The sequence below is a fragment of the Nostoc sp. 'Peltigera membranacea cyanobiont' 210A genome (genome assembly GCF_002246015.1).
In the GTDB taxonomy this organism is placed as follows: Bacteria; Cyanobacteriota; Cyanobacteriia; order Cyanobacteriales; family Nostocaceae; genus Nostoc.
Genome location: NZ_NOLJ01000013.1, coordinates 30,669 through 46,861 on the forward strand (window position 1 = coordinate 30,669; position 16,193 = coordinate 46,861).

The 16,193-nt window shown below is 41.3% G+C and carries 11 protein-coding genes and 2 pseudogenes; 1 reads left to right on the forward strand and 12 read right to left on the reverse strand.

From position 1 onward, the window contains the following. Nucleotides 1-234 precede the first annotated feature (234 nt). On the forward strand, nucleotides 235-789 hold the full coding sequence (locus tag CDG76_RS31415) for an acireductone dioxygenase (RefSeq protein ID WP_094352758.1): 555 nt from the start codon (nucleotides 235-237) through the stop codon (nucleotides 787-789). Between the two features lie 259 nt (nucleotides 790-1,048). Here CDG76_RS31415 and CDG76_RS39780 read toward each other — a convergent pair. From CDG76_RS39780 to CDG76_RS31470, 12 genes and pseudogenes are all read right to left on the reverse strand, one after another. Then, nucleotides 1,049-1,231, reverse strand: a pseudogene (locus CDG76_RS39780) (IS4/Tn5 family transposase DNA-binding protein); the annotation flags it as partial. 170 nt (nucleotides 1,232-1,401) lie between these two features. Further along, entirely contained in the window at nucleotides 1,402-2,076 is a 675-nt protein-coding gene (locus CDG76_RS31420; protein WP_143854203.1) for a hypothetical protein, read from the reverse strand. A gap of 554 nt (nucleotides 2,077-2,630) precedes the next feature. Beyond that, on the reverse strand, nucleotides 2,631-3,290 hold the full coding sequence (locus CDG76_RS31425; RefSeq protein WP_094352760.1) for a hypothetical protein: 660 nt from the start codon (nucleotides 3,288-3,290) through the stop codon (nucleotides 2,631-2,633). Nucleotides 3,291-3,483: 193 nt separating this feature from the next. Further along, nucleotides 3,484-6,183 carry a non-ribosomal peptide synthetase gene (locus tag CDG76_RS31430; protein ID WP_094352761.1) on the reverse strand — a complete coding sequence of 900 codons (2,700 nt, stop codon included), beginning with the start codon at nucleotides 6,181-6,183 and terminating at the stop codon, nucleotides 3,484-3,486. A gap of 48 nt (nucleotides 6,184-6,231) precedes the next feature. After that, a pseudogene (locus CDG76_RS31435) lies at nucleotides 6,232-6,549 on the reverse strand (transposase); the annotation flags it as partial. A 32-nt stretch (nucleotides 6,550-6,581) separates the two neighbouring features. After that, on the reverse strand, nucleotides 6,582-7,697 hold the full coding sequence (locus CDG76_RS31440; protein ID WP_094352763.1) for a glycosyltransferase: 1,116 nt from the start codon (nucleotides 7,695-7,697) through the stop codon (nucleotides 6,582-6,584). A gap of 42 nt (nucleotides 7,698-7,739) precedes the next feature. Next, nucleotides 7,740-8,990: an O-antigen ligase family protein gene (locus CDG76_RS31445; RefSeq protein WP_094352764.1), complete on the reverse strand. Its 1,251-nt coding sequence runs from the start codon at nucleotides 8,988-8,990 to the stop codon at nucleotides 7,740-7,742. 48 nt (nucleotides 8,991-9,038) lie between these two features. After that, the gene (locus tag CDG76_RS31450; protein ID WP_094352765.1) at nucleotides 9,039-10,103 is read right to left on the reverse strand and encodes a glycosyltransferase family 4 protein; all 1,065 of its coding nucleotides are present in this window, start codon (nucleotides 10,101-10,103) and stop codon (nucleotides 9,039-9,041) included. A gap of 105 nt (nucleotides 10,104-10,208) precedes the next feature. Further along, nucleotides 10,209-11,150: a glycosyltransferase family 2 protein gene (locus CDG76_RS31455; protein ID WP_094352766.1), complete on the reverse strand. Its 942-nt coding sequence runs from the start codon at nucleotides 11,148-11,150 to the stop codon at nucleotides 10,209-10,211. Beyond that, nucleotides 11,140-12,528: an oligosaccharide flippase family protein gene (locus tag CDG76_RS31460; protein ID WP_094352767.1), complete on the reverse strand. Its 1,389-nt coding sequence runs from the start codon at nucleotides 12,526-12,528 to the stop codon at nucleotides 11,140-11,142. Before CDG76_RS31460 ends, CDG76_RS31455 begins: the two co-directional genes overlap by 11 nt. A 10-nt stretch (nucleotides 12,529-12,538) precedes the next feature. Next, a complete protein-coding gene (locus CDG76_RS31465) occupies nucleotides 12,539-14,740 on the reverse strand; it encodes a GumC family protein (RefSeq protein WP_094352768.1) in 2,202 nt (733 codons plus the stop codon). Nucleotides 14,741-14,926: 186 nt separating this feature from the next. Beyond that, on the reverse strand, nucleotides 14,927-16,105 hold the full coding sequence (locus tag CDG76_RS31470; protein ID WP_094352769.1) for a glycosyltransferase family 4 protein: 1,179 nt from the start codon (nucleotides 16,103-16,105) through the stop codon (nucleotides 14,927-14,929). Between the last annotated feature and the right edge of the window lie 88 nt (nucleotides 16,106-16,193).

Genomic DNA, 16,193 nt, shown 5'->3' on the forward strand with positions numbered 1-16,193 from the left:
TAAGCATCATTCTGGCGATAAATTTATTCTCTTAATGGGCATTGAGGATTTAACTATAGCGGTTTGCGATCGCGTGGTGTAAGGGGGCACATCTGCGATCCTTACGAATTTACATGAAAATTGCGATCGCAGGATGTCAATAGTAAACCAAACCCCGGTTTGTCAATCGGGAATAGTGGCTTTTTAGATCAAAATTGAGTATACTCTTCTTAACAGTTAATTAGTCTTTTTGTCATGGCTAACCTACTACTTGACGACGGTACGATTGAGAGCGATTTAGGCGAAATAGCTCGTGAACTTGCGCCTCTTGGCATTCAACTCAAACACTATGACCCAGGAACATCGCTACTTTTCCCTAATCTGCTAGACCAGGACGTTTTAACTGAGACCGAGAAACGTTATTGCGTAGAACTCCATAACAGCGTCTTTGAATTTCTTCAGCAAGAAAATGGCGCTCTCTGGTGTGACTTACTAAATGTGCATCCAGGTTCGTTCAATCTTCACCACCTGATCGCAACCTACGGCCGTTACCATACTCATCCTGCGCCTGAACCCGTCTACGTATTGGCAGGAGAAATGATTTATGGCTTTGTGCGGCCTGATGGCAGCCAGGTACAGCTTTTAATTCAGGCACAAGACTGTCTCTACATCCCTGCCGACGTTGAACATTGGTGCGGCCCAACTGCATTGTTGAGTTTCAAAGGGATACGCTATTTTGCAATCGCAGAAGGTTGGATTCCAAATTATACAGGTACTCAAGTAAGTGATTCGATCCAAAAGCCGCGTTAAAGCTCATTGAGCTTGTAGTCATCTGTGATTGTTATTACTTTGATATAACCCTAAAATCAATGCACATTGATAACGTTTGCCGCTATCTTTGAGAACAGTATCCCGATGTGGAATAAAATGCTCAGTACGCCACGGCGTATATATAGCAACCATCAAAATCCCTAAAGAGCTTATTCCATAATACTTTTGACTTTTGATTTTTGACCCTTCGGCTGCGCTCAGGGTCAACTTTTGACTTCGCCTTGCGGCACGAGCTGTTTCAATGATATTTTTTGCGAAACTTAAGTTGAGTCAACTTAGAAAATGCCTTTTGGGTAAGAAGAAAAATTTGTAAACTGCGTTTGAGGTCGCTGGCAGGTTTAAATACTGTTGACAATGGCTGACCATATTTTATAGACAAACGCTCCACAATCGTTACTGCTCGACCAGTTAAGCGTTTGTCACCAAACTCACATTACCCATAGGGGTTGTTCTCTAATATCTTCCTTTGCATCCATATCACTGATACCTCTCAACGATAATACCTGAAATCTTGAAATGATTTTTATATCAGGGAGTGGTTTGCGAATATCATTCGTGAATAACTCCCCCTTTTCCACATCCCGTGAAAAGTCACATTGGCGGTGGGTTGCGACGAATTTGGTCTTCTGGTAGAGTAATCAAATTGAAAGCTTTCCAGTTGGTTGTAACGTATTTGAATTTACCAATACCAAAGTCTTTATTAGTAGTCCAGTTATTCCACCGTGCAGTTAAATTGAACCAGTAATCACCCCCACCACTAAGAACGTAGCGAGCTTTAGAGCGATCGTCAGGTTTGTTAAAATCATCTACCACAAGTCGAGCTTGAACCGTGGTAAACATCCCGATTACATCAATAGGATTAATAGATGCTCGACCAGGTGGCCAAAAGTGGAAGTTGTAACCATTACCTGCTTTGACAGAGATGCTTCCGTCAGACTCATATCTAAGATTGGCTGGTCGATTGATGTCCCCTACGTAATCTTCCCTATAGGCAGCACCATCTACTCTCACAGAACTTTGGAGAATATGCCACTTTTTATCTGTCTTACTCAGATAGTAAGCCTTAATATTTTTTATCTGCACACGGGTATTAGTTGCAGGATTACCTTCGGACGCTTCATATAATTGTCCCCATGCTGTCATTGCTGTAAAAGTACCTGGATCAGCACTACCTACCCGTGGCTCGGTAGCCCAATTATAAGATAAAGGAACTCCATGTGGTATCCCCTCATGAGGTGGTTGCATATCATAAATGATGGTTTCCATAGAGTTGATTGGTTGGGGTGGCCGTGAATCTACTTTGTAGGGAAAACTGCTAGTAATTATCGCAGTAAACATACATAGAAAAAAAAGCCAAGATTTAATTCTTATAAAACTAAATCTAAGCATAATTGCTGTTTTTATCAAGGTTATATACCCAAATGGCGTAAGGTTGCAGTCACTTTGATAACACAGCATTTTTTAAATGGCAATTTGGAATAGTAATTACGCAAATAGCACATTTGATAAAATATAATACACATGTACTATTAAATGGCTTGGTACTCAGCGCTTTTAAGCTAGCCATTCATGGGCGATCGCTTTTGTGACTTTGGGGAGAGAAAAATATGACCAAAAAAAAGAATTGAGCTGCGACTTAATTTATTTATGGAGAATAAAAAATACAAGCCAACATTATTCAAGCCCCCAGATTTATCTGTGGGGTCTTCAATTTTAAATGAACGAATTCCTCGTACCCTTTTGCTTAAGCAAGCTACGCGTAGCGTCTCGCTGAGAATAGACTGAAACTTATCCTGCAAATTTAGCTTCTAAACTTGCTTTTACTTAATTGGCGGTGGGTTACGACGAATTTGGTCTGGTGACAGAGTAATCATATTAAAAGCCTGCCAGTTTCTTGTAACGTACTTAAATTTACCTATACCGAAATCTTCGTTTGTCTTCCAATTGTCCCACTTTACAGTTAAGTTTAACCAGTAATCGCCACCCATACTTAATAAGTAACGAGCCTTAGAGCGATCATCACGTTTTTTAGGATTGTCAACTACAAGCCTGGCTTGAACTGTGGTAAACATCCCACGCACATCATAGGGATTAATTGTGGCTCTGCCAGTTGCAGGCCAAAAGTGGAAGTTGTAACCATTACCAGCTTTGACTGCAACACTACCATCTGATTCATAACGAATATCTGCGGGTTTATTGATATCACCTGCAAAATCTTCTCTATAGGCAGCCCCTTCAACTTTTGCCGAACTTTGGAGAAGATGCCATTTACCGTCCGACTTGCTGAGATAGTAAGCCTTGATATTTTTTATCTGAACGCGGGTATTAGTTGCAGGATTACCTTGATCTGCTTCATATAGTTGCCCCCATGCGATCATCGCTATGAAATTTTTCGGGTTATTGCTACCTACACGAGGTTTAGTTGCCCAATCGTAAGACTTGGGAACACCACGTGGCATCTCCTCATGAGGTGGTTGCATGTCGTAAATGATAGTTGCGATTGAATTAACTGGTTTTGCAGTCCTTGCATCTATTCTGTAAATAAAACAACAGCCAACTACTATGGTAAAAAGGCAGAGCAAGAAGGTTAATTTTTTGATTCGCATATCAGGGTGTATGGTGCAAGAAGTTCCACTAATAATTACGTATAAAATGTAATTATCTATACACGCGTTACCCAGTGAAAGTCATTAGGCAAAAGTTCAATTTTTCAGCCAGATCTCGAACATCAGGCTCTCTCAACAAACTATGGTGATCACAAGCAAGACTATGAACTTCTAAGCCTCCACTTACTAAATCACCCCAGCCTAAGTCAAGGTACTCGGCAAACTTCACATACTGTGACTTACAACGAAAAAGAGTGGTTGTTCCAGGATACACTTGAAGTTGATAATTTTTCTTAGCTTGCAAATTGGTGTCTAAAATCCTAAAGTCGTAACCAGGTTCAGAAAACTCTCTAATCAGTTCATCCTTGTAATTTCCACCCTTAAGATGCGACTGCACCCAGTCTTTTACATACTTGAGCTTCTCTTGAAGTTTAAGTTGCTTAAGGTTCTTGAAATGAAGCTTGAGAAAGTTATTAATTGATAAGCGAGTTAGTTCCAAAGTTGGAGAAATAACATCAAATAAGCCTAAGAAAGCTACCTTCTGATTTTGGACATAAAGTTGCTGCGCCATCTCAAATGCGACAACTCCACCAAAAGAATAACCAGCTAGAAAGTAAGGACCATTGGGCTGAATTGTGCGAATCTCTTGAATGTAATGGTTCGCCATGTCTTCAATAGACGTTAGAAGCTCTTGTTTACCAGTTAGCCCTTGTGCTTGCAGCCCATAAACTGGTTGCTCCCGACCCAAATAATTTGCCAAGTGGTAATAATCTAAAACATTACCGCCAAGTGGATGAATGCAAAATAAAGGTGGTTTGGAGCCTTTTGGTTGAATTGGCACCAGCGAGGAAGTCCAATTTTCTAGTTGTCCTTCTTGACGTAGAACATTAGCTAGTCCCTCGACCGTTAGTGTCTCCAAGAGGATAGCCAAAGGAAGCTTTCTATTCCAAATTCTTTCAATATCAGCAATTAAGCGCACAGCTATTAGCGAATTACCTCCTCTTTCAAAGAAGTTGTCTGTAATGCCAATAGACTCAATACTTAAAACTTTTTGCCAAATTTGCGTCAATTGAAGTTCCAACTCATCTCGGGGAGCTACAAAATTTTCTTTTAAATCTTGCCTAACATCATCGAGTGCTGGTAAAGCGCGACGGTCTATTTTACCAGTCGGCGTGAGGGGAAACGCTGGCAGCATTACGAAGGCAGAAGGAACCATGTATTCAGGTAACTTCTGTTTTAGGTAGTTTCGGAGTTCTCTAGTAAAAGCAGTTTGATTAATCTCATTTGAGAATGTTTGTGGAACGATATAAGCAACCAGCCGCGTATTACCAGATGTATCGTCCTTACCCATGACAACATTTTGCTTAATGCCAGGATAAAGAGCCAGATTTGATTCTATTTCGCCTAACTCAACACGTTTGCCTCTAATTTTTACCTGATAATCAACACGAACTATGTATGCTATGCTGCCATCCGGTAAATAGCGAGCTAAGTCTCCTGTTTTGTAGAGGTGGGTGTCTGGGCGATCGCTAAAGGGATTAGCAATGAATATTTTCTTGGTCAAATCTGGACGTTTGAGATAGCTACGCGTAAGAGCAGTACCACTTATGTACATTTCCCCAATCTCTCCCACAGTTACAGGGCGCAACTCCTCATCTAATATATGAATCTGCGTATTGGCGATCGCTTTGCCAATGGGGACAATTGTTACCTGCTCTTCATCTGAGTCAGGAATTGGATAAACAGCAACAATGCCAGTGGTCTCGGTCTGACCATACATATTTATAAAGCTGACATCCTGCTTAAACTCAAACCGCCATTTTCTCGGAATGTCAGACAGTAATGGTTCACTAGCAGATAGAATTAACCGCAGTTGATTATCTAAAAGATTTTTTCTTTGGTCAGGTTCCAAATTAGCCAGCACATCGGTACAACTGCGCCAGTAAGAAGGCACAAGGTCGACGATAGTAATATGATGTTGCTTGATAAATTCAAACAGTGCCAATGGTTTTTGTAGCTGTTGGGCAGTTGCTATCACAACGGTGGCTCCTTGAGAAAATGGCACCATTAGTTGCCTGACCGATGAGGAAAATGAGAAGGATGCTGTATGGAGATAGATATCTTGACTCTGAAGTTGCAATGCCTTACTCATTGCTTGAACATAGTGATTAATGTTCACATGAGGGATTTCAACTCCTTTAGGCTTACCAGTAGAGCCAGAAGTATAAATTACGTAGGCAAGATTTTCTGGCCTTACCTTACTAACCGGGTTTGCTTGACTTTCTCTGGCGATAGTCTTCCATTCAGTATCCAGACAAACTATCCGTGAATCTAACTCAGGAAGTTCATTGACTAGATGCTTTTGAGTTAGCAGTATTGATACTTGAGTTTCTTTTACGATAAAAGCAATGCGCTCTTTTGGATAGGCAGGATCTAAAGGTACATAAGCTCCACCAGCTTTGAGAATAGCTAACAATGCCACCACAATTTCTAAAGACCGCTCCATACAGATGCCTACAAGGCTTTCTGTCCCCACGCCCATTGCTTGCAGATAGTGCGCTAATTGATTGGCACGGCAGTTCATCTGTTGGTAGGTTAACTGTTTGTCTTCATAAATCACTGCGACAGCGTTTGGTCTTCGCTCCACTTGGGCTTCAAACCACTTATGAAAACAAACAGCTTTGTCGGTATTAAGAGTTTGCCTTAAATCTAGCTGTGTAACTTTACCAATATACGCTTCGGTATTATCTATCTTATGACGTGACATGATTTTTTTTTAGAGGATGTCTGAGAAGTTTCTGATAGGTGATTTTGATCACGCAAGTTGCTTGAGCATTAAACGAATCATTGCAACATAAATAAAAGCCTCTGTCGTTTCAGGTAAAATCTCATAGTCCTTACTGAGTCTGCGACACCAATTGAACCAACCAAAAGTTCTCTCAACTAGCCAACGCTTTGGCAAGACAACAAATCCCTTCTGTTCTTCAGAGCGTGTAACAACGCTCCAGAGCCAGCGATAAACATCCATTACCCAGTGCGTAAAATCCTGACCACGATAGCCACCATCAACCCAAATCCGAATCAATCTACCCATGCGCGAGCGTACTTGATGAAGTTTCGATAGAACCCTTTTTGCTACGTAATTTTAGCCATTTGTGCCATGTCTTAAGCGGTGATGCCATGAGCTGCTCCCTGCAATACTCGAGAATACTGTGCCAGCGATCGCTCAAGCGAAAACTCCTTGGCTCTTTCTCGCAACACTTCCGAGTCCAGTGGTGCATTCAGTGTTGTGATGATTGCTGATGCCAATCCCATCACATCGCCCACATCCACCAGTTCGCCGTACTTACCGTTATCCAAAATCTCTATCGGCCCACACTTACAATCAGTCGCCACAACTGGTGTACCTGTTGCCATTGCCTCAATCAATACACTCGGCAGGCCTTCAAACACTGACGAAAGTACAAAAACAGTAGACTTTGCCATGTAAGCATAGGGATTATTGACAAATCCTGGTAAATATACATCATCATTCAAGCCTAGTTCTTGAATTAGTGCTTCAAGTGTTTTGCGTTCTTCTCCTTCTCCTAAAATTACCAGTCGTGCCGGACGCTGCTGTCGCACCTGAGCAAATGCCCGAATCAAGGTGGGAAAATCCTTCTGTTTGTTTAAGCGTCCTACACCTAAAAGCACGGGCGGTTGACCAGGAGCAAACCAAGGATGGTCGATTTGTTTTTGATCTTTTTGGAACATTTCCGCACTCACCACAGGATTAGGAATCACATGAATTAAATCTTTTGCAACACCAAGTTGCACCAAATCATCCGCAACTCCTTGTGAAACTGGAACCACAGCATCTGCCCAAGGAAAAAACCAGCGGACTAACAAAGGCATTAATTTGATTTTTAATTCGGGGGAAATCTTCGCATCCTCAGAAACTGTGTTTTGTACATTAACTACCAACCGTGTCTTTCTGCTGACTAACTGACGTATCCACAATGCAGCAATGTTGGTATCGTCTAATGTTGAAAGCATCACAGGGGGCTGTTCCCGTTGTAAATAGCACGCTAGGGCAGGCAAACTCTGCCAAAGCCGCTTTCCACCTAAATCGACAATCCGAACTTCCGGCGGCAATTGTGACAGGTAGGGGCCCTCAACTCGCAACATCACTAGATCGACTTGAATTCCCTGCGCTGAAAAAGCGCGTGCCAGATTGAGCATTGCCCTTTCGGCACCACCACCTTGAAGGGTAGGGACAAAGATAGCGAGTCGCTTAAACATTTCTTAGCCTTCTAATTGTTGCCTAGGTTTATTGATAATGAACTAGAGATCTCTTGAAAAAATTGGTTGAGTTAGAACAGTTGAGGTAACAGCTGAATATATTGCCCAAACAAAAGGATCGTTGAGGGTACTTTCTGTAATATTGTAAAGAACAAGATATGCAAAATACATAACAGGAAATAACCCTTCTACTGTTGTGGTTAATCGCAACCAAGCAATTGCTCGTACCCAGTTTTTTATAAAACTAGACATAAAGAATAAAAGACCAACTAATCCTAATTCCAATGTCAAATCTAAGAAGCCATTATGTGCATTTGGTGACGTGAAAAATGTTTCATACCAAACATCTGCTGAATCTCCTTCCATGCCACGCCAAAATCCTTTGTATCCATATCCCAACCATAGATGTTGAGCAATTTTGCTAATCACAACTGACCAAATTCCAGTACGTCCAGTCAATGAAATATCTCTTCCTAGAAAGCTCACAATCGTTTCTACATTTCCTATCAAAAAAGTAGCAATACTGCCAATAACGAGTAAGGCAATGATTAACAATGGTATAGCTATATTATAGCTGTCTCTTAAAAGTTTGAATAAAGATAAAAGAGCCAGTAAAATTAAAAAAATCACTAAAGCACTTTTAGATGTCGAAAGTAGAATTAGTATAGTTGAAAATCCTAAAAATATCCACAATATAGAGCTATATTTATGCTTATCTGATACTGCTATTATAAAAGTCATGGCACTCAACACCATCATTTTAGCGAAGGCGTTTTTTTGAGGAAAAAGTCCTCGCCATGCTCCTGCATGTTCCCCACTTTCGATACCAATAGATGGAAATACTAAGGTAAATATAAAATTCATCACAACTAAAATACCCATTGCCCAGGCTAAGATAAATAGTTGCTCTTTTAATTTATAACGAACAGAAACATTTAAACCAAATAAAATTACTCCAAAAAAGACAATTCCTTTTCTGAAAGTCAATTCTGGTATGGGAGACCAAAGAGATGAAAGAATAATTAATCCTACCAACGCCCATAAAAATTTTCGTTTGCTAGCAAGATAGATAATTTGTTTATAACGAATACAAGTAAGCAGAAGAGTAATCCCCAAAACTATAAGTCGCAGTCCTAGTAGAGGTCCACTATCTGTTACTTCTGGTAACGAACTACTTCCTATAACAGACTGCTTTGTAGATGAAAGATCAGCAAACAAAATAAATGGTTCTGTAAAGTAGATAAATCCAAAAATAAAAAAAATCTTTTCAAAGTTAACTATCTTTTCCTTCATAGTTCTATGGAATATAAATAAAAATAGCTACAGTAACCAAGCAAATATTTAGCCATTTAACAGAACCTGGAGGATAGATTCTCCTACTTTTGCACAATTCAATTGAGCTTTTACATTCTGTCGGGATTGCTGAGACATAGCGGTCAAGGTTGGAACATCATTCAGTAAATCAATAATTTTTTCAGCAAGTAATTCTGGCGTTAATGGCTCCACAACAAGCCCAGTGATGCCGTTATCAACAATTTCTGGCATCCCATCATTCGAGGAAACAATACATGGAACTCCATAATTCATAGCCTCAATAATAAACGATGGAAATGGATCGCATAGTCCGGGAGCTACCACTAGGTCGGTTTGCAGAAACAACTGACGCATTTCTTCTAAAGAACCAATTCGTCCTGGATTGTCCACACCGTCCTGTTGGACAGCCAGCTTTTTACCGATAATGACTAGTCTGGATTCGGGTATAACGTTTTTCACATACTTGAAAGCAGCTAAAACAATTTCACCACCTTTGCGTTCAAAGTCTGCACCGTTGAATAAAATTTGCTTAGTGCCAAAGGGTTTCTCACCTTCATACACAGTATGACGATTAGCAAAGGAACCGACAACGGTAATTTTTTCAGGTTGAATACCGTAGTCTACTATTAGCGATGATTTGACAACATCGCTCATGGCGAAAAGGTGGTAAGCACGCTCATAGGCTAAACGTTCACAGTTTTTCCAGGCTTGAAACTCTTGAGAATTTGCAAATGGGGCCCAAGGCTTCCAATTACGGTGAGCCAAGGACATCGTGTAGTCCAGATACATACCGTAGGGGATGTCAAATCGTTCCCAAAACGGACAATACATACTAAATATATGCAGTACTAAATCTGCCTTGTACTCTAACTGGTAAATCCTATGTTCAAGCCGTTTTGATTTTGTGATAAATGTTTGATTGTTCAGCTTATTCAATAGCCTAGCAACCTTATTCAATAGTGAAAATATTAAAGGTTCGTCACCAGGCAAATATTCTAACTGCTCACATTGTAATGAAAGGGTTTCAAATAAGGGACGATAGCGCCGTAAGAATAGCTCGTCTCCCGTAACAACTATCTTTTGTATGTTCATAAATACTTATACTGCCTTCTATTCCTAATGTTTGCAAGATTTTTGTGAAATTTTAGACTGCAATTTCTGCATCTGATTTGGTAGTAGCTTGACCAATGAATATATTTAATAATTCCTGATAAAACAGTAGTAAAGTGCTTTAGTATAAATTAGTATCCTTTTTGGAACTGGCGTAACTATAAAATACTTGTCTATAATCTCTCTTATGCTGGTATCCCTGATACGCCAATAATTGCTTAAACCGACGGCAAAAAAATTGTCGGTAAATTTAAAAAGAAAAGGAAAGTTTTTTCTGATCCAGTAAGCTGTGAGACAATGAATTTTTGCAACAATTATTGATTGTGTATTTGTCTTGCGGATAAAAGTATTGTGACTATGAACCCGCTGCAAAGCGAGTTTTTTGGCTACAGCTAAACCCTTGGCTAGCGCTAGAGATGTGAACTGTAAATAGCTGTCGTTAAGTACGATTCCTCCAGCCTCTGGCATAGGCAAAATTTGTTGTAGTAGAGACCGAGTAAAGCAAAGCCCAGAGGTGGCAGGAATTGAGAACGGCAATTTTCCCCGGATTCTTCCTCGACGCATATCATTTCTCAAATCGCAGTTATGCACCAAGCCTGAATCTTGATGATCATAGTGACTGTCTATAGGTGTTTTAAGCTCTGCATCAATAAATTGCAGCATATGAAAACACCAACAGCTTTCTTGATGGTTCTTCAAGACATTAACGACCTCAAATACTTTTTCAGGTTTGTAGGCATCATCCGCGTCTAAGAAACAAATAATGTCTCCTCGGCTGGCAGCAAATCCGGCATTGAAGGCTGAGGCTTGCCCTCCATTTTGTTTGAACACAGGAATAATTTTGTCTTTGTAACTGGCAATAACCTCTCGTGAGCAATCAGTAGAGCCATCATCAACCACAATGACTTCGATATGGGGATAAGTTTGCCTTACTGCACTGTTGATCGCATCTGCTAAAAACTGCCCATAGTTATAGTTGTTGATCAGGATACTGACTAGCGGTAATGCGTCCGAAGTGTTAACTGGCATTTGTAGCACTCCTGAAGTTTTTCCAGAATTCAATTAATTTTTGCTGCGTATTCGGTAATAAAACAGCGATGATTACCCCCACTACAACCCACCATCCTAATTGATAGGGGAACAATGCCAGCCCAAAGGCAACTGCTAACAACCCCGCAAAACTGTAGTCAGGACTGCTGATATCACGTACTAGATAAGTATGAATTACGCTATAACTCAAGATTGTAACAACCTCCGCCCAACCATAACCAATCAACCCTAACCGCGAAATTAGAATTAACCCGACAACAAAAAATAGCGCAATGTGAATGATGTGATACAGGGTGATTTCCCAGTTACGTTGCAGGGCATAAAGAGCAGAAGAATGCAGGTTAAATAGAGCATTGGCTAGCAGACTGAGCGCAATGAAAGGATAGACATCCATCACAGGCGACCATTTGGCACCAAATACCAAGGGCAGAAACCAGGGGCCTAGCCAACTGACAATCACCAGAAATGGACCTAATGCCAGCACTTGGAGTACCATGCCTTCTGTAATTGCCTGGGTCATACGATGGCGATCGCCCTGCAAACGAGCCAGCGCTGCAATCGACAGGCGATATGTAGCAGACTTGACGAATCCCAACAATTCCACCATCCGGCTAGCAAGCGCTACGTAAGCTACCGCTTCTGCACCCAGCAACCGTCCTACCAGTAGCGGGTTCACCAAAGAGCGTAGTTGCCACACCCAGAATGAGGCTGAGTATCCGATGCTGTAAGCTAGCATTTGCTTGACTAAATCCGGTTGCCAGCACAGGCGCGGTTGGTATCGGGCAGCCCAGAAGAAAAGCACCAGATGATTCAATTGCTGTACCCACCAGCCTGCAACTAGGCCCCAGGCACCACCTCCTCCAAAAGCGATTGGTAATGCCACCAGAAAGTAGGCAATCTGCCCCACGAATTCAATCCAGGCGACCTGCTTGTAATCTAGCTGTCGCTCTAGCCTTGCCATCGGCACCTGGCTGAGTAATACAACTGGTAGACTCAAAGACAATACCTGAAAAATAGGTTGGAAGCCCTTTAAATTCACCCAGCTTCCCAGCAGTGGCACCCCCAGTTCACTCAGCACAACCCCAATCAGGCTAACCAGCAGCAACAGGGTAAATGCTTGATGGTAGACTGTTATCTTGTCTTCTCCTTCTCGACGCACTAAGTAGACGGTGATACCCAACTGACTAACGTTTTGCAGATAGTAAAAAAGTCCAAATGCCGCGGTGTAAAGACCATACTGTTCTGGACCAATGGTGCGGGTAACAAGGAGCACGCCGGCTAAACTAATGATCATGCCCATCCCTTGGCGAATAGCCAGGTAGACACCTCCACGCAGGACTTGGGATCGTAGGTTCATAATTTTTCAATTAATCCTTGTGGTTCAATCCTGGTGAAGTAGCAGAATTTAGTAAGTCTGGTTCATCCTGCTTGTAATAGGTAAAGCGGTTATATTCGGTTTCTGAGGCAGCACAATTAACAACTATGCCGAGAATGGTTTGTGCAGATTGCTGTAATAATTCCTTGGCGGTATTGGCACTACCAAAATCAAGCACTCCTGGTCGCACAACTAACAATATTCCATCAGTCATCTTACCTAAAGTCAATGCTTCGGCCTCAACAATCAGAGGAGAGCCATCTAGAATGACGAAATCATATTGTTGAGCGGCAGAGGCAACTAATGCCTTCATCGGCTTGGAATCCAGGATTGCTAAAGGATTGGGAGGAATCACACCCGAAGTCAGCACATCCAAATTTTCCATTACTTTGTTGACAGCGTCGGCAAAGTTAATCTGTTTTACAATTACGTTGGTTAATCCAACCGCATTCGTTAAGTTCCAAATGTGATGTTGTTGGGGATGGTGCAGATCAGTATCAATCAGCAAAACGCGACGACCGAGTTGAGCTATTGTAGCTGCCAGATTTGCCGAAATAGTAGACTTACCCTCTTTTGGCACCGAACTTGTTACCACCAAGGTTTTTAGCTCTTTTTCTACATCCAGGAACTTCAAATTTGCTTGCAATAAACGATAAGCAGAACTAACAGGCGATCGCGGAAAATCTCGTACTGGTAAGGTAGGAGTTGACCAGCAAGCATTTTTACTGTGAGGTATTGTATACTTGCCAAAGTGAGGAATCGATCCCAGCCAAGGATGATTAAATAGCTGCCGCGCTTCCTTAATGCTTTTTACCGATCTGTCACTAATTTCCAGCACCATCATAGTGATGAGAGCTGCTAATGTTGCTAACAATCCACCTAGTAACTGCGTCAGCGTTTTTTTCTTTGCTTCAGGACTCTCTGGAACTGAAGCCATTTCAACAATGCTTGCATTACCCATATTCTGCTGTTCTACGACTTGCACTTCTTGGAATTTTTTCAGCAGAGTTTCGTAGCTTGATTGCGCTGCGTCTAAGCGTTGCTGTAAGTCTCGCTGCCCCTGTTCTAGCTTGGGCAAAAGTCTGGAACGCCGTTGGTAGAGTTCTCTGGTATTGGAAAGTACTTTGACTTGACTAGTTAAGCCTAGTCGCTCTACTTCGGTATTAACAAATTTTTGAATCAGTTCTTGTTCAATTGTACCGATCTGTAATTTTCTATTGGATACATTGGAACGGCCTAAAATTTCACTGGTACGTCCCTGCAAGATTGCTTGAAGCGCAGCTTCTTTTTCTTTAAGATTAACAATTATGGGTGACTGCTCTTGATAAACTGATCGCGCAACTGCTAACTGACTCTGGACTTCTTGAAATTCTTTGAGTGCCTGCTGCACGCCAAGGGATTGACTGAGGGAACTTACAGCGATCGCTGCATCACTGCTTAAACCCACTTTATCCTGCAACGACGCTAACCGAGAATTAGCATCGGCAAGTTGTGTTTGGGCTTTCGTAATTTCATTTTCTAATTGTGCGGCACTTGCTACCAAAGCTTTGGATTCTTCTTCTAGATTGGTAATGCCATTTCGTTCTTTGAAATTACGCAACTCTCTATTTGCTCGCTGCACTGTATTTTCGCTTCTGGGCAGTTGTTCAGCAATAACTCTCCGCGCTGCTGCTGCCTGTTTTCGGCTTGTCAAAATATTGTTGTTAATATAGGCTTGCATTAGTTGATTTACTACTGCTGCGGCAGTTTGAGGATTACTCTCATTAAAAGAAAGCTGTAAGACATCAGCCCCGGGAATTTGTTTCACCTCTAATCGACCTTGTAAGGCTTCTGGTTTCAACAGATTGCCGTTTTGCTCCTTTAACTGGAGTTGAGTAATTACTTGTTCCAATAAAGGAGTCGATAGGAGTACTTCTGATTCGGTCTTCATTGGGCTGCTTTGCAAAGTCAAAGGTGAAAATTCTTCCAAGCCAGTGCCTACACCCGTGAGCGAAGCAATTCGGTCTACTTTCAGCAGCAGCTTCCCCTGTGCTCGATAGACTGGTTTTTGCAAAGAAGCAAATAACATCGACAACATCAGCACGAACGAAAAAACACTTATAGTGGGAAACCAGCGACGCTTTAAAATCAGCCAGTATTGCTGCAAGTCGATTTCCAAAGAGTCTAGTGATACCGCTCGAGCCTTAGTTTTCATGCAAAGCCTAAAGAATGTATTACAAAAAATTTTATCTAAATTCGTAACTTTTCACGGGATGTGGAAAAGTTTATTTTAATTGTTTTTCCAAATACTGAATCTTCCATTAAGTATTTTTATTAATTTATGATTATTTTAAGAATCAGCCTGGGGAAAACTACGTATTTTCGTTATAATCACTATCTTCTAGCTTTCTATAATTGATAGCTCCTCTCCTTTTTGAATTCTAGATTTACTAGCTATGCCAGAAATGTCTCCATATAGTTTCAGGTTGTCAGCAGTAATCCGGTTCCAATTGTAATTCATTTGCACATATCTTTGTGCATTGTTAGCCATTACTGCTAGTTGTTGTGGGTGATGAATCGCCCAGTGTAAGGAATTAATACAAGAATCTAAATTTTCAGATTCAAAAAGTATTCCCCGTTCCCCATTAATTAATTGCTGGTGGGGTGGGATATCGCTTGCTAATATCGGTATACCTTCCTGCATAGCCTCTAGCATCGATAGAGGAAGTCCCTCTAAATTAGAAGGAAGGACGAATAATCCTGCTCCTCGGACAATTTCCCAAAGACGAGTGCCTCGGAGTTCATCAGTAAATACTATATCTCGATTATTTGCAACCTTTTCTAATAGGTTTGAGGTAAAGGATTTAGTATCACTAACACCTCCAGTTAGAACAAGTTTCCATCCAGATGGTTTCAGGGCACAGAAGGCGTCGATAAGCAAGTCGGGGCGCTTTTCTGGTACAAGTCTGCCCAAAAATATAATGTAGCGCCCCTGCCGAAGACCTAACTGCGTGCCATAGGTAAAATTGGGGTCTGACTCACCGTAGCTGGCGGGAGCGTTAGGAATATACGCTGTCTCCCGACTGTAAGTTTGCAAAAAGTATGTTTGCAACGCTTCTGATACTACAACTAGTCCGTGGGCAAAACGTACTGCGGTCTTCTCTCCCATTTGAATTAAGTGAGTAGAAAAATTACCCCACTTTGCACGTTGCCAGTCTAATCCGTGACAGGTAACTATTACTTTTGTAGAGTTGTAAACTCTGGGTAAAAAAGTAAATAAAGATGGGCCTAGAGCGTGGAAATGAACAATATCATATTTGTTGCCTGTGGCAGCGATCGCTCCCAATGCTGAAGTGGCAAAAGCATCTACCCCTCTAAAATCCACACTGGGTAGAGATATAACTCGAACGCCCTCATAGTTATAATTTTCAAGCCAAGAACCTTGAGTGTAGGAGGAACGGGCGAATAAATCTACAGAGTGGCCTTGTGCAACTATCCTGGGATAAAGTTCCGCACAATAATGCTCAATTCCACCCTGCTTTGGAGGTAAACCTTTTGCACCGATTACAGCAATTTTCATAGTCAAATTTTATGCTCAAAAAAGGTGTACAACCTAATACTGAATACATCTTTATGTTGTTTTATGGGTTTAGTTGAATATCATTAAT